This window comes from Stenotrophomonas maltophilia (assembly GCF_003970865.1).
In the GTDB taxonomy this organism is placed as follows: domain Bacteria; phylum Pseudomonadota; class Gammaproteobacteria; order Xanthomonadales; family Xanthomonadaceae; genus Stenotrophomonas; species Stenotrophomonas maltophilia_AR.
This window is the reverse complement of sequence record NZ_RXLZ01000036.1, coordinates 1-18050: the sequence shown is the minus strand read 5'-3', so window position 1 is coordinate 18050 and position 18050 is coordinate 1. Positions and strand designations below refer to the sequence as shown.

Annotated in this window: 30 protein-coding genes; 11 read left to right on the top strand and 19 right to left on the bottom strand. The window is 65.0% G+C overall.

Features of this window, described 5'->3' with window-relative positions; all coding sequences use genetic code 11:
* Window positions 1–6: 6 nt before the first annotated feature.
* Genes EKL94_RS13195 through EKL94_RS13110 form a run of 19 tightly spaced genes read right to left on the bottom strand, consistent with a single transcriptional unit; the run spans window position 7 to window position 9520 of the window.
* On the bottom strand, window positions 7–912 hold the full coding sequence (locus tag EKL94_RS13195; RefSeq protein ID WP_126929425.1) for a recombination-associated protein RdgC: 906 nt from the start codon (window positions 910–912) through the stop codon (window positions 7–9).
* Window positions 899–1216, bottom strand: coding sequence for a host nuclease inhibitor protein (locus EKL94_RS13190; protein WP_126929424.1), 318 nt, complete (start codon window positions 1214–1216; stop codon window positions 899–901). The genes EKL94_RS13195 and EKL94_RS13190 overlap by 14 nt, the downstream gene beginning before the upstream one ends.
* Window positions 1213–1731: a hypothetical protein gene (locus tag EKL94_RS13185; protein WP_126929423.1), complete on the bottom strand. Its 519-nt coding sequence runs from the start codon at window positions 1729–1731 to the stop codon at window positions 1213–1215. The genes EKL94_RS13190 and EKL94_RS13185 overlap by 4 nt, the downstream gene beginning before the upstream one ends.
* A gap of 1 nt (window position 1732) precedes the next feature.
* Window positions 1733–2344, bottom strand: a complete 612-nt coding sequence (locus EKL94_RS13180; RefSeq protein ID WP_057503397.1) for a DUF3164 family protein — start codon at window positions 2342–2344, stop codon at window positions 1733–1735.
* Window positions 2341–2598: a hypothetical protein gene (locus tag EKL94_RS13175; RefSeq protein WP_126929422.1), complete on the bottom strand. Its 258-nt coding sequence runs from the start codon at window positions 2596–2598 to the stop codon at window positions 2341–2343. Before EKL94_RS13175 ends, EKL94_RS13180 begins: the two co-directional genes overlap by 4 nt.
* Window positions 2595–3074 carry a hypothetical protein gene (locus tag EKL94_RS13170; protein WP_126929421.1) on the bottom strand — a complete coding sequence of 160 codons (480 nt, stop codon included), beginning with the start codon at window positions 3072–3074 and terminating at the stop codon, window positions 2595–2597. Before EKL94_RS13170 ends, EKL94_RS13175 begins: the two co-directional genes overlap by 4 nt.
* Window positions 3071–3298 (bottom strand): hypothetical protein, encoded by a 228-nt coding sequence (locus EKL94_RS13165; protein WP_049397735.1) that lies wholly within the window; start codon window positions 3296–3298, stop codon window positions 3071–3073. The genes EKL94_RS13170 and EKL94_RS13165 overlap by 4 nt, the downstream gene beginning before the upstream one ends.
* Window positions 3291–3566, bottom strand: coding sequence for a Kil protein family (locus tag EKL94_RS13160; RefSeq protein ID WP_040006676.1), 276 nt, complete (start codon window positions 3564–3566; stop codon window positions 3291–3293). Before EKL94_RS13160 ends, EKL94_RS13165 begins: the two co-directional genes overlap by 8 nt.
* Window positions 3556–3945, bottom strand: a complete 390-nt coding sequence (locus EKL94_RS13155; RefSeq protein WP_024957596.1) for a hypothetical protein — start codon at window positions 3943–3945, stop codon at window positions 3556–3558. Before EKL94_RS13155 ends, EKL94_RS13160 begins: the two co-directional genes overlap by 11 nt.
* Window position 3946: 1 nt before the next feature.
* On the bottom strand, window positions 3947–4255 hold the full coding sequence (locus tag EKL94_RS13150) for a hypothetical protein (protein ID WP_126929420.1): 309 nt from the start codon (window positions 4253–4255) through the stop codon (window positions 3947–3949).
* Entirely contained in the window at window positions 4255–4494 is a 240-nt protein-coding gene (locus EKL94_RS13145) for a hypothetical protein (RefSeq protein WP_088611138.1), read from the bottom strand. Before EKL94_RS13145 ends, EKL94_RS13150 begins: the two co-directional genes overlap by 1 nt.
* Window positions 4487–4723, bottom strand: a complete 237-nt coding sequence (locus EKL94_RS13140; protein ID WP_126929419.1) for a hypothetical protein — start codon at window positions 4721–4723, stop codon at window positions 4487–4489. The genes EKL94_RS13145 and EKL94_RS13140 overlap by 8 nt, the downstream gene beginning before the upstream one ends.
* A 1-nt stretch (window position 4724) precedes the next feature.
* Window positions 4725–5900, bottom strand: coding sequence for an AAA family ATPase (locus EKL94_RS13135; RefSeq protein WP_126929418.1), 1176 nt, complete (start codon window positions 5898–5900; stop codon window positions 4725–4727).
* On the bottom strand, window positions 5897–6055 hold the full coding sequence (locus EKL94_RS22425; RefSeq protein WP_008268046.1) for a hypothetical protein: 159 nt from the start codon (window positions 6053–6055) through the stop codon (window positions 5897–5899). Before EKL94_RS22425 ends, EKL94_RS13135 begins: the two co-directional genes overlap by 4 nt.
* Window positions 6055–7857, bottom strand: a complete 1803-nt coding sequence (locus EKL94_RS13130; RefSeq protein ID WP_185830028.1) for a DDE-type integrase/transposase/recombinase — start codon at window positions 7855–7857, stop codon at window positions 6055–6057. The genes EKL94_RS22425 and EKL94_RS13130 overlap by 1 nt, the downstream gene beginning before the upstream one ends.
* Window position 7858: 1 nt before the next feature.
* A complete protein-coding gene (locus EKL94_RS13125; protein ID WP_194936670.1) occupies window positions 7859–8776 on the bottom strand; it encodes a DUF3102 domain-containing protein in 918 nt (305 codons plus the stop codon).
* Between the two features lie 14 nt (window positions 8777–8790).
* A complete protein-coding gene (locus EKL94_RS13120; RefSeq protein ID WP_008267142.1) occupies window positions 8791–9084 on the bottom strand; it encodes a helix-turn-helix domain-containing protein in 294 nt (97 codons plus the stop codon).
* On the bottom strand, window positions 9081–9314 hold the full coding sequence (locus EKL94_RS13115; RefSeq protein ID WP_126929415.1) for a hypothetical protein: 234 nt from the start codon (window positions 9312–9314) through the stop codon (window positions 9081–9083). Before EKL94_RS13115 ends, EKL94_RS13120 begins: the two co-directional genes overlap by 4 nt.
* Window positions 9311–9520 carry a hypothetical protein gene (locus EKL94_RS13110; protein WP_024957605.1) on the bottom strand — a complete coding sequence of 70 codons (210 nt, stop codon included), beginning with the start codon at window positions 9518–9520 and terminating at the stop codon, window positions 9311–9313. The genes EKL94_RS13115 and EKL94_RS13110 overlap by 4 nt, the downstream gene beginning before the upstream one ends.
* A gap of 110 nt (window positions 9521–9630) precedes the next feature.
* On the opposite strand from EKL94_RS13110, the gene EKL94_RS13105 reads away from it, so the two are divergent.
* From EKL94_RS13105 to EKL94_RS13055, 11 genes are all read left to right on the top strand, one after another.
* Window positions 9631–10017, top strand: a complete 387-nt coding sequence (locus tag EKL94_RS13105; RefSeq protein WP_064968338.1) for a helix-turn-helix domain-containing protein — start codon at window positions 9631–9633, stop codon at window positions 10015–10017.
* Between the two features lie 34 nt (window positions 10018–10051).
* Entirely contained in the window at window positions 10052–10525 is a 474-nt protein-coding gene (locus EKL94_RS22685; RefSeq protein WP_228756500.1) for a hypothetical protein, read from the top strand.
* Between the two features lie 173 nt (window positions 10526–10698).
* Entirely contained in the window at window positions 10699–11217 is a 519-nt protein-coding gene (locus EKL94_RS13095; RefSeq protein WP_008267084.1) for a lysozyme, read from the top strand.
* Window positions 11217–11723, top strand: a complete 507-nt coding sequence (locus tag EKL94_RS13090) for a lysis system i-spanin subunit Rz (protein WP_008264923.1) — start codon at window positions 11217–11219, stop codon at window positions 11721–11723. The genes EKL94_RS13095 and EKL94_RS13090 overlap by 1 nt, the downstream gene beginning before the upstream one ends.
* A complete protein-coding gene (locus EKL94_RS13085; protein ID WP_008265891.1) occupies window positions 11720–12037 on the top strand; it encodes a hypothetical protein in 318 nt (105 codons plus the stop codon). Before EKL94_RS13090 ends, EKL94_RS13085 begins: the two co-directional genes overlap by 4 nt.
* Window positions 12034–12357, top strand: a complete 324-nt coding sequence (locus EKL94_RS13080; protein ID WP_024957611.1) for a hypothetical protein — start codon at window positions 12034–12036, stop codon at window positions 12355–12357. The genes EKL94_RS13085 and EKL94_RS13080 overlap by 4 nt, the downstream gene beginning before the upstream one ends.
* Before the next feature lie 13 nt (window positions 12358–12370).
* Window positions 12371–12919, top strand: a complete 549-nt coding sequence (locus EKL94_RS13075) for a DUF3486 family protein (protein WP_158229543.1) — start codon at window positions 12371–12373, stop codon at window positions 12917–12919.
* The gene (locus tag EKL94_RS13070) at window positions 12920–14656 is read left to right on the top strand and encodes a hypothetical protein (RefSeq protein ID WP_126929413.1); all 1737 of its coding nucleotides are present in this window, start codon (window positions 12920–12922) and stop codon (window positions 14654–14656) included.
* Window positions 14653–16179 (top strand): DUF935 domain-containing protein, encoded by a 1527-nt coding sequence (locus tag EKL94_RS13065; RefSeq protein WP_126929412.1) that lies wholly within the window; start codon window positions 14653–14655, stop codon window positions 16177–16179. The genes EKL94_RS13070 and EKL94_RS13065 overlap by 4 nt, the downstream gene beginning before the upstream one ends.
* Before the next feature lie 3 nt (window positions 16180–16182).
* Window positions 16183–17460: a phage head morphogenesis protein gene (locus EKL94_RS13060; RefSeq protein ID WP_126929411.1), complete on the top strand. Its 1278-nt coding sequence runs from the start codon at window positions 16183–16185 to the stop codon at window positions 17458–17460.
* Window positions 17460–18029, top strand: a complete 570-nt coding sequence (locus tag EKL94_RS13055) for a phage virion morphogenesis protein (RefSeq protein WP_126929410.1) — start codon at window positions 17460–17462, stop codon at window positions 18027–18029. Before EKL94_RS13060 ends, EKL94_RS13055 begins: the two co-directional genes overlap by 1 nt.
* The last annotated feature ends 21 nt before the right edge of the window (window positions 18030–18050 follow it).

Genomic DNA, 18050 nt, shown 5'->3' with positions numbered 1-18050 from the left:
CGGTCCTCACGGGGTCGCTGAAAGGTGAAAGGCCTGTTCCAGCACCAGGAACAGGCGGCGAATCTCGCCGCTCTGCAGGGCAAAGCGGGCGTCGAACTCTGCGCGGCGGCCGTCGGCATCGGCCTGCTCCAGTTGGGAGAGCGCGCCGTCCAGGAACTTCAGCTTGCGCAACACCAGGTCATCGCCCAGCTCGAAGGACAGCGCGTCCTCCAGCACCAGGGCCAGCTTGGTGACCTGCTTGCCGGCATCCAGGTGCTTGTCGATCTCGTCACTGCGAAGTTCCTGGTCGCTGCAGCGCACCTTGGCGCCACCCTCGACCGGATCACGCAGCTCTGCGGATTCCCCAAGGGACAAGCCATCCGGCAGGGGCTCGCCAGCGATCCAGCCAGTCAGGATCGAGCGCGGTGCAACCTGGGCGTTCAGCGGAACCGCCGGGAAGCCGCCCAGCAGGCCTCGGATATCGGACACGAAGGCCTCGCCCACCTTACGGCTGGAGGTATCCACGGCCACATAGCCGTGGGCGAGGTCCAGGATGGCGTCGTGGCGGCTGTTCTTGACGAAGGCCTTGGGCAGCAGCTCGTGCAGAATGTCGTCCTTCATGCGCTTGCGCTCACGACCACCCGGTCGACGCCCCTGTTCCTGTTCCATGACCTGCAGACGGGTCTCCAGCGCACGGTTGACCACCGCGCCGGGCAGGATCTTGTCCTCGCCGCCCACGGTCAGCCAAAGGAAGTCGCCCTGCCGGCAGGACAGGTGCTCCTGCTCCTCGCGGCCGAAGGGGGAAATGAAGCCGCGAGAGTTCATTTCCAGAGGGCCGACCGGCTTAAGCACGCCATACGGCAACACGGATTCGACCTCGGAGAAGTCGGTGCTGGTTGGAAAGCGGAACAGCACCAGGTTACGCATGAACATGGCGGTTCTCCTTTGAGTCGGTGTTGCGGTTGCTGGCACGCAGTGCGCCCCAGCGCAGCCGACGCGGATGCTGGGAACACCACGCCAGCCAGAGGCCCAGCGCGTCACCCTTTGCCTGCTGCGTCTGCGCCTCTGGCACACCTGGCACTACCAGCATCCCCTGCATCAGTCCCTTTCCGTGCCTGGCTACCACGCTGATCACCTTGCGCAGCTGTGCGTCGCTCCCTTCGGCGATGAAAACCGCACCGTCCGGCACGTTGTTGCCGAACCCGATCTGGCCATTGGCCCAGCAGTAGGCGATCACGATTGCACCTCGCAGATGGCTTTCTGAACCTGGTGGATCAGATCCAGACGTTGGTGGGCGGCGGCCAGCGCTGCAGCCATCTCAGTCACTGCCTGCTGGGCGCAGGGGCCGCACATGGGCGAAGACGGCGTGCCAGTGGGCATGTCGCAGTTGACGCACGCGTGGCGCGGCCCGGAGGTGGCCACCTCAACGTCCGTAGGCTCTTCGAAGTGCAGCAGACCCGGCTGGGAGATATGACGCTTCAGGCGCCAAGGGAGTGCGTCCCCGCGCGCCTCGATGTACCGCACCGCCTGGCGAATGGCATAGCGAGCAGCGGTCGCGTCTTCGCCCTGAGTGTTACCGCAGGTGGCATCGAAGAAGCGCAGCCCGTCCAGCTCCACGGCCGGCGCGTGGATCTCCACGTCGGCCCGTGCAGCCTGGTCGGCGATCGCCACTGCCAGCGCCAGGGTGCCGGCATTCAGTGCACCGCGAACGCCGTCGAAACGGAAGGTGCAGGTGTCTCGGATCTTCGGCATGTCAGACCCCCGCCACGTCGAGAGAAATCGGCTGGTACTGACCCCGTGCATCGCGCTCGTAGAAGCGCACGTAGGTCTTGCTGCCCACCACCGTCACCGCATCACTGATCGCGGTCATTGCCCGCTGCCAGCGGGCGTCATCGAACTGCAGCCGGCGCAGTGACAGCACCTCTGCCGTCTTGATGCTGCCGTCCTGGCCCACCTTGAACGCGCTGTTGACCAGGGTGCGCAGCTCGGCACGTGAGCCTTCGGTCCAGTCGTTCAGGCACTCATCGATGAGGGCCTTGGCGGCCTGCAGGCGCTCATCGAACTGGATGGTGTCCTGGCAGGCGCGCAGGATCTTGAAGCGGCCATCGTAGGAATACAGGCTGACGTTGCCCTTGTCGCCGCCGATCTTGGCGCCGTACTGCTCGCCGCTGAGCTGCACGAACGCGCCGATATCGGTGAACGTATCCGCTTTGAAGGTGCGCAGGGCTTCGCGCAGCTCCAGGGCGCGCTGGATCTTCTCCTGCACCAGCTGGTCACGCGTCAGATCGATCGGCTTGATCTGTGCCTCGGGCACCAGCCGACCGTTACGGTCCTCGCGGTAGCCTTCGGGAATGGATGGGGTCATTGGGCGCCTCCTTGGGCGGCGGGGGTGACAAACGGTTGAGTGGGCCGAAGGACGTCGGGGACGCCTTCGACGTGGATAGGGCTGGTGGCGGTGAACCAGTCGGCGCGCCAGCGGCGGGCGGCATCCAGCGAGATGCCGAGCAGGCCGGAAATGCGCTGTGGGGTGAGCTGGCGCGGGTTCTGCGTACGGGCCCACAGCGCAAAGCGCATCGCGCGAAGGTGGTCGTAGCGCTGGCGGCCGGTACGTGCCATCACTCCACCCCGCCGAAGATGCGATCGAAGTGGTTATGCAGCGAATCGACCAGGCGACCACCGAGGTAAGGCGGCAGCTCGCCTTCCAGATCCTCCTGGGACTGGCACACGGTGCCGATGGAGGGCGTCAGCGGGCCTTTGTCGAAGGCGGGACCTTCGTAGCCCCCGGCAGCAGATCGGGCCTTCTGCGCCCCTGTCATACCCGGCCGGGTACCACGCACACGCTGCGCCTGCGCGGCCGCCAACGCCGTCGGGTCGATCTTCCAGTCGGGGTTGAGGCGGTAGTTGCGGGCCAGCCCTTCGCCGACGCGCAGGATCATTCCGCACCGCACCGCCTTGGCGACCGCGTTGGACACATAGCCGCGGTAATGGAAGCCGTGCTCCATCACCCGATCGATCAGATCCGCAGAACGGACCACGCTGGCGCCCAGTGACAGGGCGATAGCGTGCTGCATTGCGATGCTGGGGATGGCGCTCATGGCTGAACCACCTGCGGTTGGGTGATGCCGGCTTCCGTACGCGTCAGCACGATGACCGGTGCAGGGCTGGGCGTGGTGCGAGCGACCACGCAGACCACCGCGCGGTGCTTTCCGTCGACCTTGCTGCGGGCCTGGGCGTCTTCGATCGCCTTGGCCGAGTCGGTGAAGGTGTCGCCCCCTACCCACTCAGCAGGGACCACCAGGAACTGGCCGCGCTCAGCCATGAGCCACCTCCCGCAGCATCGGAGGACGCTGGGTCCACTCCAGCTGCACGCCCTGGTACTCAGCGGCCATCACGCGGTCCTGCCCGCCGCTGCCGTTGGGCTGGCGGCGCTTGAGGTGGCCACCCACCATCGTTGGCGGGCGGTCCAGGATCAGCACCGCGCGACGGCCATTGCTGTGCAGGCCCAGGATCTCGATGCCGCTGTTTTCCAGCTCGCGTGCCGTGTTGGCGGCGGCATACAGCACGTCGGAATTGCGTTCATGGTTCATGGTTGGATTCCTCGTCGGTAGCGGGCTTGTCCAGCCCGAGTTGTCCGTACAGATCCGGGAGCGCAACGCGCTTCATCGCGCTGACCTGCTCCAGGGAGGTCATGGCGCGCCCGACCAGGAAGGTGCAGGCGCGGTCCAGTTCGGCCGCACTGGCGGCCAGGTGGTAGCCGTGAGCCGGGTGGGCGCAGATCGGGTGCCCCTCGCGCCGCAGCTGCTCGATGATCTGGCGCAGGCGGCGCTCGTCGGCGGTGCTGGTACGTGAAGTGATCTGCTGCACCAGGTCGCGGGCAGTGATGCCGTTGACGGCGCCACGGCGGCCCTGCAGCTGCAAAAGGACCGTCTGTGGGGACAGCTCTTGCGGTAGCAGGGCCAGCTGCATGTCAGATGGCCCCCCGATCAATGCCGGCGGCGATAGCCAGGTCGAGAATCTCGTCCAGTTCCAGCAGCCAGCGCTTGCTGGTGCTGTGCGCGATCACCACCACGCCGCTGTGGATCCAGACCTCGACCGAGTACTCGCGCCCGGTTTCAGGGTCGTGCACCTGGACTTCTCCCACACGTGACGCTGTCGGGAACGTGTGGCAGTCCTGTACCAGCATCCCGATGGACTTCTTCCGCTGGGGGTGCTGGGCGCTGTGGCGCTGGCGGTTACGCACCTGACCGAGGCAGCGCTGGAGGGTGGGAACGGCCATCATTCCTCCTCGTCGTCATCGCCGTCGCGCAGCTGGTCGACCAGCGCACGCAGCTGCTGCAGGTTGAGGCCGTCCAGCAGTGAAGCCATGCTCTGCCCGTCGCGCCACTCGATGCCGGCGCGACGGAACAGGTCGCGGTGCATCACCGTCACCTGCTGGTCGGGCAGCTCGGCATCGCGCATCAAGTAAAAAGCGAAGCTGCGCAGGTACTGCGACCCAGAGGTGTTGAAATCAACCATGAGTCACCCCCTCGCGCTGCAGCACATCGGCCGGAACATGCGCAGTGATGCGCTCCCAGTTGGCGCGCGGCACGATCACCACCTGCAGGATGTCCACATTCACCGGCGCCGGACGGTCCTGCATTTCAAAGGGAACCGCCACAACACGCGTTGCAAGCGGCCACCGCGCCGTCATTGGCTCAACCACCATGCCTTCTACCGCCGGCCAGCCTTCGGTTCGGATCGCCATCTCACACCCCCCGCACGACATCAGCGGTGACGGTCGGCACGCCCAGGTCAGCGGCGCGGTTCATCGCAGCGGTCAGGGCGTTCTGAACCGCCAGCGGGTACAGCAACGAGCCAGCGCCGCGCGAAGGAACCAGCTTGGCGCGCAGCGCGTCGATGGCACTCTGTTCCACCACCTTGTCCAGCGGCACCTGGGCGCGCTTGAAGCGGTGCGCCAGGTAGGCACCCAGCTCGTTGTCCAGCGGCGGCAGCGTGATGATCTCGATGCGCTGTACTACTTCGCGTACCTCCGGGTTGTGCTCAGAGAGCTTCACGCCCAGCTCGGGTTGCCCGATGAGGATCACCGACAGCAGCGGGCGCAGGCCGTCCTTCAGCTCGCGGAAGCGCTTGAGGTGCTTCAGGGTCGGCAGCGGCAGGCTGTGGGCCTCTTCAATCACCAGGACGTGGCTGTGACCGGCGCGGGCGCTGTCACGCAGCGATTCGTGCAGCTGGCGGAAGCGGGCCTCAGGGCTGCTCTTCGGCTTGGCCAGCGGGGCGACAGCGGCCATGATCGCCTCGGCGATATGGTGGCTGCGCAGGGTCTTGCCCACGGCATCGCTGCCTTCGCTGGCCAGCACGTAGGGCTGGATAACAATGACGGCCTGCTCTTCACGCTGGATGCGATCAACCAGGTCTTCGCGCAGCGTGCTCTTGCCAGCACCACTTTCGCCGATCACCGCAGCAAAGCCGCCGTGGCGGGCCACCTGGTACATGCTCTCGCGGACATAGCGGATATCCGGCGACAGGAACACCTCTTCGGCACTAGCCGGATCGGCGAAGGGATTGCTGGTGAGGCCGAAGTGACGCTTGGCCTGTGGAGTCAAAGCCTGAAAACGCAGTAGCATGGGATCTTCCTCGTCGTGAATGTCGTTGTCGTTATCGGTGTCTTGCGGTGGGGAAACCGGGGCTGGCGTGACCCCGCACGTCGGCCCCTCCTTTTCATGCCAGTGGGCGTCGGTTACGCCGTGCTGGGTCAGGCAGGAACTGATGGCAGCGCGCACCGCTGCCGGATCGCAGCTGGTGGGCAACTGGCCGTGGTTGATCAAGGCATTGAGGGCCGGACGGCTCAGACCTGCAGCACTGGCCAGGTCTCCCTGCTTGATGCCGGCCTCGGTGAGCAGGCGCTTCAGACGCAACGTCATGGGCGAGCCCTCCGCCCCTGCAAGGCAGCCTTCGCAGCTGCATAGGTGTTGAAGCCAGCCTTTCGCGCAGCGATCTCCAGCGCCTGGCAGTAGCCGAATCCGTCGCGTTCCTGGATGAGGCGTGCGTCTTTCTTGATGCTGTCGAGCGAAGCCATCACGCGGTACCTCCTTCCACCAGCCGGAGACCACCACGCTCAGGCGTTGCCAGGGCGTGCGCCCAGGACTCGACCTGATCCACCGGCAGGCCTTCCGGCCAGCGTTGGGCGGTGCGTGCGTAGTGGTCGGGCGACCAAGCCGAACCGGCGGCCTCCAGTAGCGGCTTCAAGCGCATGGCCGCTTCCACATGGTTCAGTGGCGGCAGCTCGGCGCGGATCGGCGCAGGCTCGATGCGCTGGGCCGCCAGCACCTGTGGTGCATCGACCTGGGCGATGCGACCCGAGCGCGGCAGGCTCGGTGCCACATTGGCCTCGCGCAGGTGCTTCATGGGATCAATCTGACCACCGAAGGCCACACGCTTAGCCTTGCGCGCAACTGCTGCCTCAGCATCGGTGTGAACCTGCATGGCCAGCCGATCCAGTTCCTTGCGAGCTGCGTCGGCCGACGTCTCCGGAGCTGTCCGGTACTCCGTGCCAACCTGGGCAGCGCTGTCCAGGAAGCCCCAGTCGTCGCGTCCGATGCGCGGGGCGATGTAGTGCACAGGCGCGCAGTCCTGTGTGCCTGGCATCAGCACGCGTACGCTGCCCTCCGGATCCAGAGCATTGACCACCACGTCCACGCGCTGGCCGTTGATGAGGCCGGGTACGCCACGCACGTCGTACTGCTGCGAACGGAAGCGGATCATGCAATCGCGCACGGTGCAGGCCTTCGGCGCGCTGGTGGCCAGCTGCCGCAATACCTCCACGGCCGGGGCAAGGCGCAGCTGGTCCGGGGTGATGCGCAGCCACCCATCACGGCGCGTGTAGCCGGTACGGCTGTGGGTGCGGGTGGCGTTATAGGCCTGAGCCCACTGTTGGGCAAGGGTGTTGATTTCTTCCAGGCTGGTGACCGGGGCGCGCAGCTTGAGCAGAGCCTCGAAGTGCGTTTCGATCAGGTAGTTGGCGTTTTCGACCTGTCCCTTGGCGCGTGCATTGCCCACTTCGTTGATGATCGGCTCGATGCCGCAGGCCGCCAGGAAGCTGCTGGTGCTGGTGGCCGTCATGGCGCTGCCCGGATCCATCATCAGCAGTTTGGGAACGCCGTGCATCGTGCCGATCTCGCGACGGGTCATCGCATGGATCAGTGCCGAGAGCAGATTGGCGCTGCTTTCGGCGCCCAGCACATAGAACAGCTCGATCGCGCCGCTGGCATGGTCGGTGATGGCATAGCGCCACAGCCGCCGTTCGGCGATCTTGGTGAAGTTGCCTGGCTTGCCGCGGTAGAACTCGCGCTTGTCCATCACCCGCGTGCCATCATCGGCCAGGTAGAACTGCCGGCTGACCGAGGCATCGATCTGCCACAGGTGGTTGGGATGCGGAGAAGACAGGCGTGCAGCCGGTGTTGCTGCTGCCAGCTGATCACGATGGAAGCCGTAGTGGCGGATGGCACGGCAGATCGCCGAGGTGCTCAGTTGAACCACCTCGCCGGTACCCTTGTCCACGCGCATCGCTTCGATCTTTCCGTTGGCGCGCAAGGCATCCACGGCTTCTTCAACCGGCAATGCGCCGGTACCGGTCAAGCGACGGGTTTCCTCCACGAGGGCCGCGATAGAGGCAGCTTCGTCCCGGGTGAGGGACAGTTCGCCCGCATCGGATCTGCGCTTGCGGGGCTTGAGAGCCGCCGTCACCTTGGACAGGTGACGGTAGGCGGTCTGGACCGAGCATCCCAGCTGCTCGGCCAGCGCGGAGGCAATGCGCCCCTTGCTGCCGTGCGGCGCCGCCAGCAACTGGCTGGCCGCAGCCTGGATGAGGACCTCGGACACGTCAGATCCCCGCGTCGTTGGTGACAGGGATCGCGATGGCCAGATCCTCATCGTCGCGGGCGATGCGTACCGACGTGAGGAGGCGGCCAATCACGTCGCTCAGGAACCGTGCAGCGTCCTCTTCGACGTGGTTGTCACAGGCGAAGTCGGCCAACGCCTGGAAGGAGGCGCGCAGGCCGCTGCCCTCGCTGCCGATGGCAGCCAGAACGTTCTGCTCGGCTTCGGTGACCGACTGCTTGAGAGTGACCAGCTGCTCGTCCGCGGTGGCGGCCTGCCAGCGGCGCTGGGCCTTGAGGGTCTTCTCAGACTCCTTGTTCAGATCATCACTCAACTTGTTGATGCGCTGATCTTTTGCGTCGGCATTCGCCCTGGCTTCGCGCAAAGCGGCACGCAGCTGGCTGGCGCTCATGCGCTCCACATCATCCACGGTGATGCCAGCAACCGGCTCGCCGGATTCCAGGGCCTGGAGGTCTTCGTCGTCCAGAACCGCCAGTTCCAGAACCTTGGCTTGGGTGCCGGCGGCCTTCAAAAGTGACACCGTGTCACTTTTGGAGAACTTCAGGGCGACGGTCATCAGGCGCGCCGCCGTCCGGTAGTTGAATCCTCGCGTGGCAATCTGTTCCTGGAACTCACCATGCGCGGTCTGCTCTTTGATGAGCAGCAGACCCCTGCCCATTTCGAGGATGTCCTCGACGGAGCGCCGCTGGCGGTACTCGACCATGCTCCAGAGCGAATCGGTGTCCAGTGCGCCTGCGTAGCCCAGTGTGGTGGCCAAGCTCTTCACCTGCGCTTCGGCCTGCGCCATCACCTGCAGTTCCTGGCTGCGCTCGACCAGCTTGCCCGCATCCAGCTCCGTGCCTACCGGCTCAGCCTGGGCGAGTGGCTTGGCGCCGCGCTTGTTGGGTTGCTTCTCTGCCATTTCGATCCTCGTCATCAGTTGGGGCTACGGCTGTAGCGGTTCTTGAAGTCGTCCAGCTGCCGTTCTTCACGGGCCACCTCGGCTTGATGGGCCAGGGCGATCTGGACAATTCGGGGGGACAGGCGCCAGTTGTCCTGATCGAAGGGGGAGCGTTCGACCAGGCCGTCTTCGGCCAATCGCTGCAGGTTGCGCAGCGTGGTGCTGGGGGATTCGCCGATGCCGTCGGCAATGGGCTTTAGGCGCAAGCCGGTGCGGCTGTGCCCGGCCAAGGCGAACAGCAGGCGGGCGAAGATGCTTTGCTCGCTCATGCCGCAGCGCCCTGCTGGCGGCGCGCCAGCTCCTTCAGGATCCGGACGGCGCGGCGGTCAGCTGCGTCGACGGCGCCAGCCAGCGGCAGGGTGTTGGCCAGAGGCTCTTCCGATTCAACAGCACGCTGCCAGTTGTTCACAGCGGTGGCGTACTGGTCACGGGCCGAGGCAAGCAACAGCTCCAGTTCGCGGGTCGGGACTTCGTCCAGGGGGCGGCCGGCGGTATTCATGCGGAAGCACTCAGGCCTGCGGCCTTCAGCAGCCGGCGCCGCAGGGCCTGACCCTTCGGGCCGTTCCAACGCCCGATGAGGACGTCCCGGGCGTTCTGCGGGGGGACGCCGTTCTCCATGCACCAGCCGCGGAGACTGGTGCCCTTGCCAACGAAGGCGGTGCGGACCTTGAGGTGAAGATCCAGGCTGGGGGCGGGTTCGCTCATCGCGTGTATCCTTTGATCCTTGTTCCATTGGTTGGCTGCTGTAGGCGCTGCCAGTGGAAGTAATGATGTTCCCGTTCGGGAACACTTGTCAATACCCGATCGGGAACAAAATGACTGACGGAAACTCAGAGAACGACAGCCGGCGCGACACCGGCGAAAGGCTTAGGTTGATCCGGGGCGATAGAAGCCAGAAGGACTTCGCTGAGCTGCTCGGCATCGGGCGAACCACGCTCATCCGGTACGAGGCGGGAACGCGTCCAGTAGAGGTCGAACTGCTCGTTAAATTGAATCTGCTATTCGGTACTCAACCGCTCTGGCTTCTCACCGGCATGGGCGCATCAGGAGAAGGGGTGCAGTTGACAAGTCGCGAGGCGATGCTGCTGAACAACTACCGGAACAGTCCTGAAGACGCGAAGGTGGCTCTTGAAAAAACAAGTGCTGCGTTCGCCCAGTCGAAACCGGAACTCAAAACGAAAAAGCACGGCTCGTCAGAGTGATGTGGCGTAAGAGCAAATCAACCAGGGGGAAAACATGAAGTGGAAAGTGCTCGCTATTGCTGGCGCAGTGCTGGTGATATCTGTCAGCGGCTGTGCCACCAAACGCTATGGCCGGTTGCAGCCGTTAACTGGCTACGAGACGTTGAACTATTCTTGTGAGCAGATTCGGATTGAACTGTCCAAGGTTGACGCCTTTGATCGGCAGGTAGAGCAGCAGGCGAAGTTCAGTGGTATGTCCGTTGCGAGCTTTCTGGGGGACTTTGGGATTGGGAATGTCATCGAACGAAATGAAGCCAAGAGGACATCGATAGAACGGCGATCTCAGCTGCAAAGTGCCTTTGCTGCCAAGCGGTGCGGGGATGTAGAAGTTCGTACGGTTGAGGCTCCCCCAAAGACCTTGATTTCCCCTTCGGGGGCGGCGCCTGCCGCTCACTCTGAAAGGCAGACAGCACCGCCGGCCGCGTCTGCCAATAGTTGGTGGGAGGCGCATAGGCCAAAAGGCGATTAGCCTCTTGGCCTGATCGCACTACCAGCATTTCCCAGTGGTTGTGCGGACCGCGGTCCCAAGACTCCGATCCAATAGGAATTGAAACTCTGCCCATCGGTTTGGTGTGCGCATGGCGCACCTGGCCGACGGGCATCCTCGTCTGCCCGTCGGCCATCTTTCCCTGGAGATGGCGCATGGCAGCAGAGCAACCCGGTAACAAGGCACTGCCCATCGCGGGCGGAATGCTGGCAACCATGCTGGCGTTGCTGCTCGGGTTGGTGCAGCCCTTCGAGGGCTACTCGGCCCAGCCCTATCGTGATGTCGTCGGGAAGCTGACGGTCTGCTACGGCCATACGGCCAAGGTAGAACAGCGCACCTACGCCCGCGCCGAATGCGAGCGTCTGCTCCAGTCGGACCTCGGCGTCGCCTGGAACACCGTGCAGAGTTGCATCAAGGTGCCGATGACGGACTACCAGGCGGCCGCCCTGACGTCGTTCGCCTTCAACGTCGGTCCGGGTGGTGCTGGCGTCAAGGACGGCCTGTGCACGCTGCGCAATGGTCAGCAGCCGCGGATCCGTGTCTACGCCAATCAAGGCCGCTGGGACCTCGCATGTGCCCAGCTGAGCAACTGGGCCAATGCCGGCGGCAAGTCCTATAAGGGATTGGAGCGCCGCCGCACAGCTGAGCGCGCGATGTGCGAGGGCCGGTACTGATGGTCCGCACCCTGACCGCAACGGTCGCCCTGCTGCTGGTGCTCCTGCTGGTCGCCATTGCCGCAGCACTTCTCTATCGCGGCAATGCGCTGGACGCCCAAGCCCGTGATGCCAGGGCGCAGCAGCGCGTGACCACGCTTCAATCGCAACTGGAAAGCGAGCGCAATGCTCGCGACACCGAGCATACCCAGGCCAGGGAAATGGCCCAGATCGGAGACCAACATGAAGATGATCGGGAGGCGTCCGCGTCCATCCCTGCTGCTGTTGTGGCTGACCTGCGCGCTGGCAATCTCCAGCTGCGCGACGACCTCGCCACCTGTCACACCGCCCGCCTGTCCCAAGCCGTCTCTGGCGCCGTCGAACGTGATGCGAGCGCCCAACTACGTCCAGAGGTTGCAGGCACTGCTCTTCAAATCGTCACCGAAGCTGAAGACCACGTCCGCTCCTGCCAGCGCGTCATCGGCGTCCTCACCGGACAGCGCCTACCCGTCGAGACCAACCCATGATCGTTGAAGTGCAACCGCTCTACCTGGTGTGGTTCGCAGGCATCGGCATCACGCTGCTTGGCGGCCTGATCGCCGGCGGCCGCTGGCTGGTCAACCAGCTGCAACAACGCACTGATCAGCAGCTGGCGATTCTGATCAACGACAGCAAGCGCTGGCGCGAGGTTGAGAGTCACCTCACCGACTTCCGCCTGGAAGTTGCGAAGGATTACGTCCGCCGCGAGGACTATGCCCGCGGACAGAGCGTTATCGAGGCAAAGCTTGATGCAGTGGCTTCGAAGATCACGAACATGCAAAGCAAGGGGAACACGCCGTGAGTCACGGAAATCAAGGCCCGGATTTGGGCAAGCTGCGCAGGGAGCAGCTGCGCTGGCTGATGTTGCTGGTGCTGGATCGCTCACGCCCCTATCCGATCGGTGAAGCCGTCCTGGCCGGCGCGGCCCAGGACATGTACCCGGATGCCACCGCGCTGGAGGTTCGCCGGGAACTGGACTACCTGGACACCCGTCGCCTGATCGACATCACCAAATCCCCGTCGGGGCCGTGGTCGGCGGAGCTGACCCGCCACGGTGTGGACATCGTCGAGTACAGCATCGACTGCGGTCCGGGGATCGCCCGCCCGCCGAAGTACTGGTGACCCCATGCCTCCCGTGAGCAAGATCGACTTGTTGCCGGCCGATGTGCGTGACGAGCTGGATCGGCGCCTGGTTGCCAACGCCTTCGGTGGCAGCATCTCGCTGTCCGAATGGCTGGGCGAACAGGGCTACGAGATCAGCAAGACCACCGTCAACGAACGCGCCAAGCGGCTCAAGCGCCGCTTGGCTTCGATCAGTGCCAGCACCGAAGCCATGAAACTGGTGGCCGAGCAGGCGCCGGACAATGCCGCCGAGCGCGGTAGCGCGCTGATGGGCCTGCTGCAGACCGACCTGTTCGAAGCACTGCTGCAGTTCCAGGAGGCAGCCGACCAGGACGACGAGAGCATTTCCCCCGCCGATCGCATTGCGCTGTACAGCAAGGCGGCCAAGGCCATTGCCGAGCTGACCCGCTCTTCCATCGTGCGCGAGAAGTGGGCCGGCGAGATCCGCCAGAAGGCGCTCGTCGACGCGGCCAGCCGGGTCGAGGAGGCTGCGCGAGCCAAGGGCCTGGACGCCGAGGGCGTGGAGTTCTGGCGCAACAAGGTGCTGCATGGAGTCGGCTAAGTGAGTGCACTGGGTCCCCTGCCGGATACCGAGCGCGTCCTGGACTGGGATGAGCTGCCTGAGAGCGTGCGCTCGATCTCGGCCAACTTCGATCCGAGCAAGGCCGGTGTGCTGATGGCCCATCAGTCCGAATGGATCCGGATGCAGGAAGGGCTGGATATCGCGGTTTGCGAGAAGGGACGCCGCACTGGCATCACCTTCGCCCAGGCGCTGAGCGACACCATCACCGCCGCCTCGGCCAAGGACGCCGGCGGCGACAACGTGTGGTACATGGCCGACACCAAGGAAAAGGGCCTGGAATTCATTGGCTATGTGGCCAAGTTCGCGCCAATCATTGCCCAGGGCCAAGCCTCTCGCATCGAGCAGCACATCTTCCAGGACCAGCAGCCGGACGGCACCAGCCGGCAGATCCAGGCCTTCCGGGTTCGCTTCGCCAGTGGTTTCCGTATCACGGCACTGTCCTCGCGCCCGGAGAACATCCACGGCCTGCAGGGCGTGGTCGACCTGGACGAAGCGGCGCTGCACAAGGACGTGGCCAAGGTGCTCGAATCAGCCACCGCGCTGCTGATCTGGGGCGGCCGGATCCGCGTGTGGTCCACCCACCGCGGCAAGAAGAACCCGTTCAATCAGCTGGTGCAGGACGTCCAGGCCGGCCGGTACGGCAAGAAGGCCGGGGTCATCCGCATCAGCTTCGATGATGCCGTGTCCAACGGCCTGTACGAGCGGGTCTGCGCCATGCGTGGCAAGGTGGCCACCGCCGAGGGCAAGAAGGAGTGGTACACCGCCATCCGCTCGGCTTATGGCCCGCGCAAGGCCGCCATGCGCGAGGAGCTGGACGTCATCCCGCGCGATGGGGATGGTTCGGCCATCCCCTCGGTCTGGATTGATCGGGCCATGCCCGAGGTTCGCCCCGTTCTGCGCTTGGTCTTCGATGACGACTTCCCCAAGCGCTCGGAGAAGGAACGCGAGATCTGGTGCTCGGTCTGGATCGCCACCACGCTGCTGCCGGTGCTGCGTGCTGCGGTGGCCGGGTTCACTGGGCGCTGGGCGGTCGGCATGGACTTTGCGCGCCACCGCCACTTCTCGGTCATCAAGCCGGCCAAGGTCAGTCAGGATCTGCGCCGGGATGTGCCGTTCCTGATCGAGATGGCCAACGCGCCCACCCGCCAGCAGGAGCAGATCCTGTGGGCGTTTCTGGACGCGCTGAATGAGGGCTTCCGCGGCCGCTGGTCGTTCGCTGGCGACGCCACCGGGCCGGGCCAGACTCTGATGGAGTACACAGGCGACCGTTACGGCCGTGCCGAGCTCGATGCCGAGACGGGCCGCTACAGCGGTGGCCCAATCCACGAGGTCACCCTGTCGCGCCCCTGGTACAGCGAATGGATGCCCAAGTACATCGCGTTGTTCGAGGACGGATTCATCACCGTGCCCAGGGACGCATCGCTGGAGGATGACCATCGGGCCGTGGAGTACGTTGATGGCATTCCGATGGTGCCGCGCCTGGAGCGCAAGGACCTGCAGGATCCGGAACTGGTGCGCCACGGCGACGGCGCGATCGCAGGCGCCCTGATGCAGTTTGCCGCGCTCAACCACGTCACCTCGGTACCCATCGAGTTCCAGGCGGCCGGCGCTCGCGCCTACATCGGCGACGGCCGAGCCGACGGCGTGGCCACCGTCGTGACCGATGATGCCTTCGGCACGGTCAGCGGCGGCAATGATTTTGGAGGATTCGCATGACCATCGCCCGCCCAGAGATCGGCCGCGAGATTGCCACCACCGCCGATGGCATCGACATCACCCGTGGCTACACCGGGCCGCTGCTGCTGCCCTTTGATAGCGTGCTGCGCAATCGGGGCGGCTATGACCTGCAGATCTACGAGCAGGTGCTGTCCGATCCGGAGGTGAAAACCACCTTCGGATCGCGCCAGGACTCGGTGGTGGCCTGCGAATGGCAGGTGGAGCCCGGTGGCGAGAAGCGCATCGACCGCCAGGCGGCAGAGTATCTGCAGGAGCAGCTGCACGGGATCGGCTGGGACAACGTCACCCGCAAGATGCTGTTTGGCGTGTTCTACGGCTACGGCGTGGCCGAGATCCTGTACAAGGTCGACGGCACCCGCATCGGCCTGGAGGCGATCAAGGTCCGCAATCGCCGACGCTTCCGCTACGGCAAGGAAGGCGACCTGCGCCTGCTCACCCAGACCCAGATGACGGAGGGCGTCCCGGCACTCGCGCCGTACTTCTGGAACTTCTGCTCCGGTGCCGATCACGACGATGAGCCCTACGGCCTGGGGCTGGCGCACTGGCTGTACTGGCCGGTGCTGTTCAAGCGCAACGGGCTCAAGTTCTGGCTGATCTTCCTGGAGAAGTTCGGCATGCCCACCGCGGTGGGCAAGTACGATGTCGATGCAACCGATCCGGAGAAGTCCAAGCTGCTGCAGGCCACGCGCGCGCTCCAGACCGACAGCGGCATCATCATGCCCAAGGGCATGGAGCTGGCGCTGCTGGAGGCCGGGCGTAGTGGCACGGCTGATTACAAAGCCCTGCAGGACTACATGGACGCCACCATCCAGAAGGTGGTGCTGGGCCAGACCGCCAGCACCCAGGGCACGCCCGGCAAACTGGGCAACGACCAGCTGCAGCGGGAAGTGCGCCGCGACATCATCACCGCCGATGCCGACCTGGTGTGCGAGTCCTTCAACAAGGGTCCGGCGCGCTGGCTCACCGAATGGAACTTCCCTGGCGCGGCCATCCCGCGGGTCTACCGCGTCACGGAAGAGCCGGAGGACCTAGACGCCACAGCCAGCCGCGATAAGAAGATCCTCGACCTGGGCTACAAGCCCAAGCAGGTCTACATGGACCAGACCTATGGGGACAACTACGAGCCTGTCCAGGCGCCGCCGGAGCCGTCTGCGGTACCGACAGCGATCGATGGGCCGCAGTTCGCTGATGCCGGCGGTGCGGTGGGTAGCCTGCTGCGCCGGCACTATCCGGCGGCCTTTGCCGACAGCACCCCGAAGGCGCCTGATCCTGCCATCGGTTTGGGCCGGCAGCTTGATCGGCGACTGTCGCCCCTGGGTGCTGGTTGGGTGGAGCAGATCCGCCAGCTGGTTGATGAGGTCGATTCGCTGGAGGAACTGCGCGACCGGCTGTTCGAGCTACATCCGAACATGACCCTGGACGACTACGCCTCGGTGATGGCCGATGCGATGACGGCAGCGACGCTGGCCGGCCGCAGCGACGTCCAAGGCGCGGGAGACTGATCAATGGCTGGGGTTGCTTACGCTCAACTGCCGTTCCAGGAGCAGATCGAGTTCTTCCGTCGCAAGAAGAACGTGCTCACCGAGAGCTACCTGGACGTATGGGAGGCCGAGCACGACACCAGCTTCATGGTGGCCGGTGCCAACCGTGACGCACTGCTGGCCGACTTCCAGCAGTCCATCGACCGTGTCATCGCCGAGGGCCGCACGCTGGAGCAGTTCCGCGAAGACTTCGACCGCATCGTGGCCACGCATGGCTGGGATTACAACGGCGGCCGGAACTGGCGCTCGCGGGTGATCTACGAAACCAACCTGCGTCAGAGCTACAACGCCGGGCGCTGGGCCCAGCTGCAGCAGCTGATCAAGGTACGGCCGTTCTGGCGCTACAACCACAACGATGCCGTCGAACACCCCCGGCCACTGCACGTGTCCTGGAATGGCATGGTGCTGCGCCATGATGATCCCTGGTGGCGCTATCACTATCCGGCCAACGGCTGGGGCTGCCAGTGCTACGTCGATGCGCTCAACGAACGCGATCTGCGCCGCTTGGGCAAGGACGGCCCCGACACGGCCCCTGAGGTTGTGATGCAGTCGGTGACGGTCGGGCAGCGCAGTCCCGGTGGACCGCGCACGGTGCTGACGCCGGCAGGCGTCGATCCTGGCTTCGGCTACGCGCCTGGAGCAACGGCGGACCACTGGCCCGGCGGGCGTGGTGGTCCGGTCACACCGCCCTCGCTGACAGGCCAACTGACCTCCGCTCTGCAAAGTGCACTGGAGACGGGCGCGCGGCTGCCAGCGGCACCCGCTGCCGCCAGTGCCGCCCAGGCCTTGGCGCGGCCGCGTGCCAGGGACGCCCTGCAGGCCGGCTACGCCAGCTGGCTGGCCAGCATTGACGCTGATGCCGCGCACGCTGCTCGCTACCTGGCCGGCGCACTGTCTCCCGGTCTGGTGTCGCAGCTGCAGCGCGCTGCCGTTCGACCAGCGACGGCGGCCTTTGCAGTGTTGGCTGAGCAGCTCCCCATCACTCGGCCTGGCGCGGTCGCCATCGCCGCAGCCGAGCTGCCTATCCGCCTGCTCGATGCGGTGGCCATCCTATTGGACGTGGCCGCAGGCCACCTGCGGTATGTCCTTGCGGTGGGGCGCCCGGCCTTCATGGTGGTCGACGTGGCCATCTCGGAAACGGGCGTCAGCACCATCCAGCCCCAGCTGCAGATGCTGAGGCCTTCTGATCTCAAGCGCAGCGTCGCCGATGGCACGCTGCAGCTGCTGCAGGGAGCACTCTGATGGCGCAGCTCGAAGTCACCCTGGATTCGGCAACACCTGGTCTGGCTGATGCGCTGCGCCAGCTGGAGGGCGAAGCGCGGCAACTGATCCTGAGAGACTGGGGCGAGTACCTGCTGAGGTCGACACGCGAGCGAGCCAAGAAGGAGCGTGATCCGACCGGACAGCGATGGCGTGCACTGGAACCAAGCTACAAACGCTGGAAACAGAAGAAGCGCCCCGGCGTCCCGATTCTGAAGTTTGATTTCCACATGCTCGGCGACATGGCATCGTGGCAAACGGATGGGAATGAGGCCGTCCTGGTTGGCACCAATGCGCCCTATGGCGCCATCCATCAGTTCGGCGGCACCATCCGTCACCCGGCGCGCCCGGCCAAGATCTACTTGAAGACTGGCAAAGGCGGTAGCCGGTTCGTCAAAGCCAATCGCAAGAATACGCGCTATAGGCGCTCGATCACGATGCCTGCTTACACGAACACCATCGCTGCTCGCCCTTGGCTTGGCGTCAGTCGCGAGGATGAGAAAGAGCTGCTGGATATCGCTCAAGATCACGTGAGCGGCGCCTTCGAGTGATCGTCGCGTGGGAGGCGCTGT

What these genes read in the sequence shown, in the direction of transcription:
- EKL94_RS13195 (WP_126929425.1), bottom strand. Translation starts at nt 912, where the DNA reads ATGTTCATGCGTAACCTGGTGCTGTTCCGCTTTCCAACCAGCACCGAC.
- EKL94_RS13115 (WP_126929415.1), bottom strand. Translation starts at nt 9,314, where the DNA reads ATGAATACCGCCGGCCGCCCCCTGGACGAAGTCCCGACCCGCGAACTG.
- EKL94_RS13090 (WP_008264923.1), top strand. Translation starts at nt 11,217, where the DNA reads ATGGTCCGCACCCTGACCGCAACGGTCGCCCTGCTGCTGGTGCTCCTG.
- EKL94_RS13140 (WP_126929419.1), bottom strand. Translation starts at nt 4,723, where the DNA reads ATGGCGATCCGAACCGAAGGCTGGCCGGCGGTAGAAGGCATGGTGGTT.
- EKL94_RS13160 (WP_040006676.1), bottom strand. Translation starts at nt 3,566, where the DNA reads ATGAACCATGAACGCAATTCCGACGTGCTGTATGCCGCCGCCAACACG.
- EKL94_RS22685 (WP_228756500.1), top strand. Translation starts at nt 10,052, where the DNA reads ATGAAGTGGAAAGTGCTCGCTATTGCTGGCGCAGTGCTGGTGATATCT.
- EKL94_RS13135 (WP_126929418.1), bottom strand. Translation starts at nt 5,900, where the DNA reads ATGACGTTGCGTCTGAAGCGCCTGCTCACCGAGGCCGGCATCAAGCAG.
- EKL94_RS13060 (WP_126929411.1), top strand. Translation starts at nt 16,183, where the DNA reads ATGGCTGGGGTTGCTTACGCTCAACTGCCGTTCCAGGAGCAGATCGAG.
- EKL94_RS13155 (WP_024957596.1), bottom strand. Translation starts at nt 3,945, where the DNA reads ATGCAGCTGGCCCTGCTACCGCAAGAGCTGTCCCCACAGACGGTCCTT.
- EKL94_RS13145 (WP_088611138.1), bottom strand. Translation starts at nt 4,494, where the DNA reads ATGGTTGATTTCAACACCTCTGGGTCGCAGTACCTGCGCAGCTTCGCT.
- EKL94_RS13065 (WP_126929412.1), top strand. Translation starts at nt 14,653, where the DNA reads ATGACCATCGCCCGCCCAGAGATCGGCCGCGAGATTGCCACCACCGCC.
- EKL94_RS13105 (WP_064968338.1), top strand. Translation starts at nt 9,631, where the DNA reads ATGACTGACGGAAACTCAGAGAACGACAGCCGGCGCGACACCGGCGAA.
- EKL94_RS22425 (WP_008268046.1), bottom strand. Translation starts at nt 6,055, where the DNA reads ATGGCTTCGCTCGACAGCATCAAGAAAGACGCACGCCTCATCCAGGAA.
- EKL94_RS13085 (WP_008265891.1), top strand. Translation starts at nt 11,720, where the DNA reads ATGATCGTTGAAGTGCAACCGCTCTACCTGGTGTGGTTCGCAGGCATC.
- EKL94_RS13165 (WP_049397735.1), bottom strand. Translation starts at nt 3,298, where the DNA reads ATGGCTGAGCGCGGCCAGTTCCTGGTGGTCCCTGCTGAGTGGGTAGGG.
- EKL94_RS13110 (WP_024957605.1), bottom strand. Translation starts at nt 9,520, where the DNA reads ATGAGCGAACCCGCCCCCAGCCTGGATCTTCACCTCAAGGTCCGCACC.
- EKL94_RS13150 (WP_126929420.1), bottom strand. Translation starts at nt 4,255, where the DNA reads ATGGCCGTTCCCACCCTCCAGCGCTGCCTCGGTCAGGTGCGTAACCGC.
- EKL94_RS13055 (WP_126929410.1), top strand. Translation starts at nt 17,460, where the DNA reads ATGGCGCAGCTCGAAGTCACCCTGGATTCGGCAACACCTGGTCTGGCT.
- EKL94_RS13120 (WP_008267142.1), bottom strand. Translation starts at nt 9,084, where the DNA reads ATGAGCGAGCAAAGCATCTTCGCCCGCCTGCTGTTCGCCTTGGCCGGG.
- EKL94_RS13170 (WP_126929421.1), bottom strand. Translation starts at nt 3,074, where the DNA reads ATGAGCGCCATCCCCAGCATCGCAATGCAGCACGCTATCGCCCTGTCA.
- EKL94_RS13180 (WP_057503397.1), bottom strand. Translation starts at nt 2,344, where the DNA reads ATGACCCCATCCATTCCCGAAGGCTACCGCGAGGACCGTAACGGTCGG.
- EKL94_RS13125 (WP_194936670.1), bottom strand. Translation starts at nt 8,776, where the DNA reads ATGGCAGAGAAGCAACCCAACAAGCGCGGCGCCAAGCCACTCGCCCAG.
- EKL94_RS13095 (WP_008267084.1), top strand. Translation starts at nt 10,699, where the DNA reads ATGGCAGCAGAGCAACCCGGTAACAAGGCACTGCCCATCGCGGGCGGA.
- EKL94_RS13185 (WP_126929423.1), bottom strand. Translation starts at nt 1,731, where the DNA reads ATGCCGAAGATCCGAGACACCTGCACCTTCCGTTTCGACGGCGTTCGC.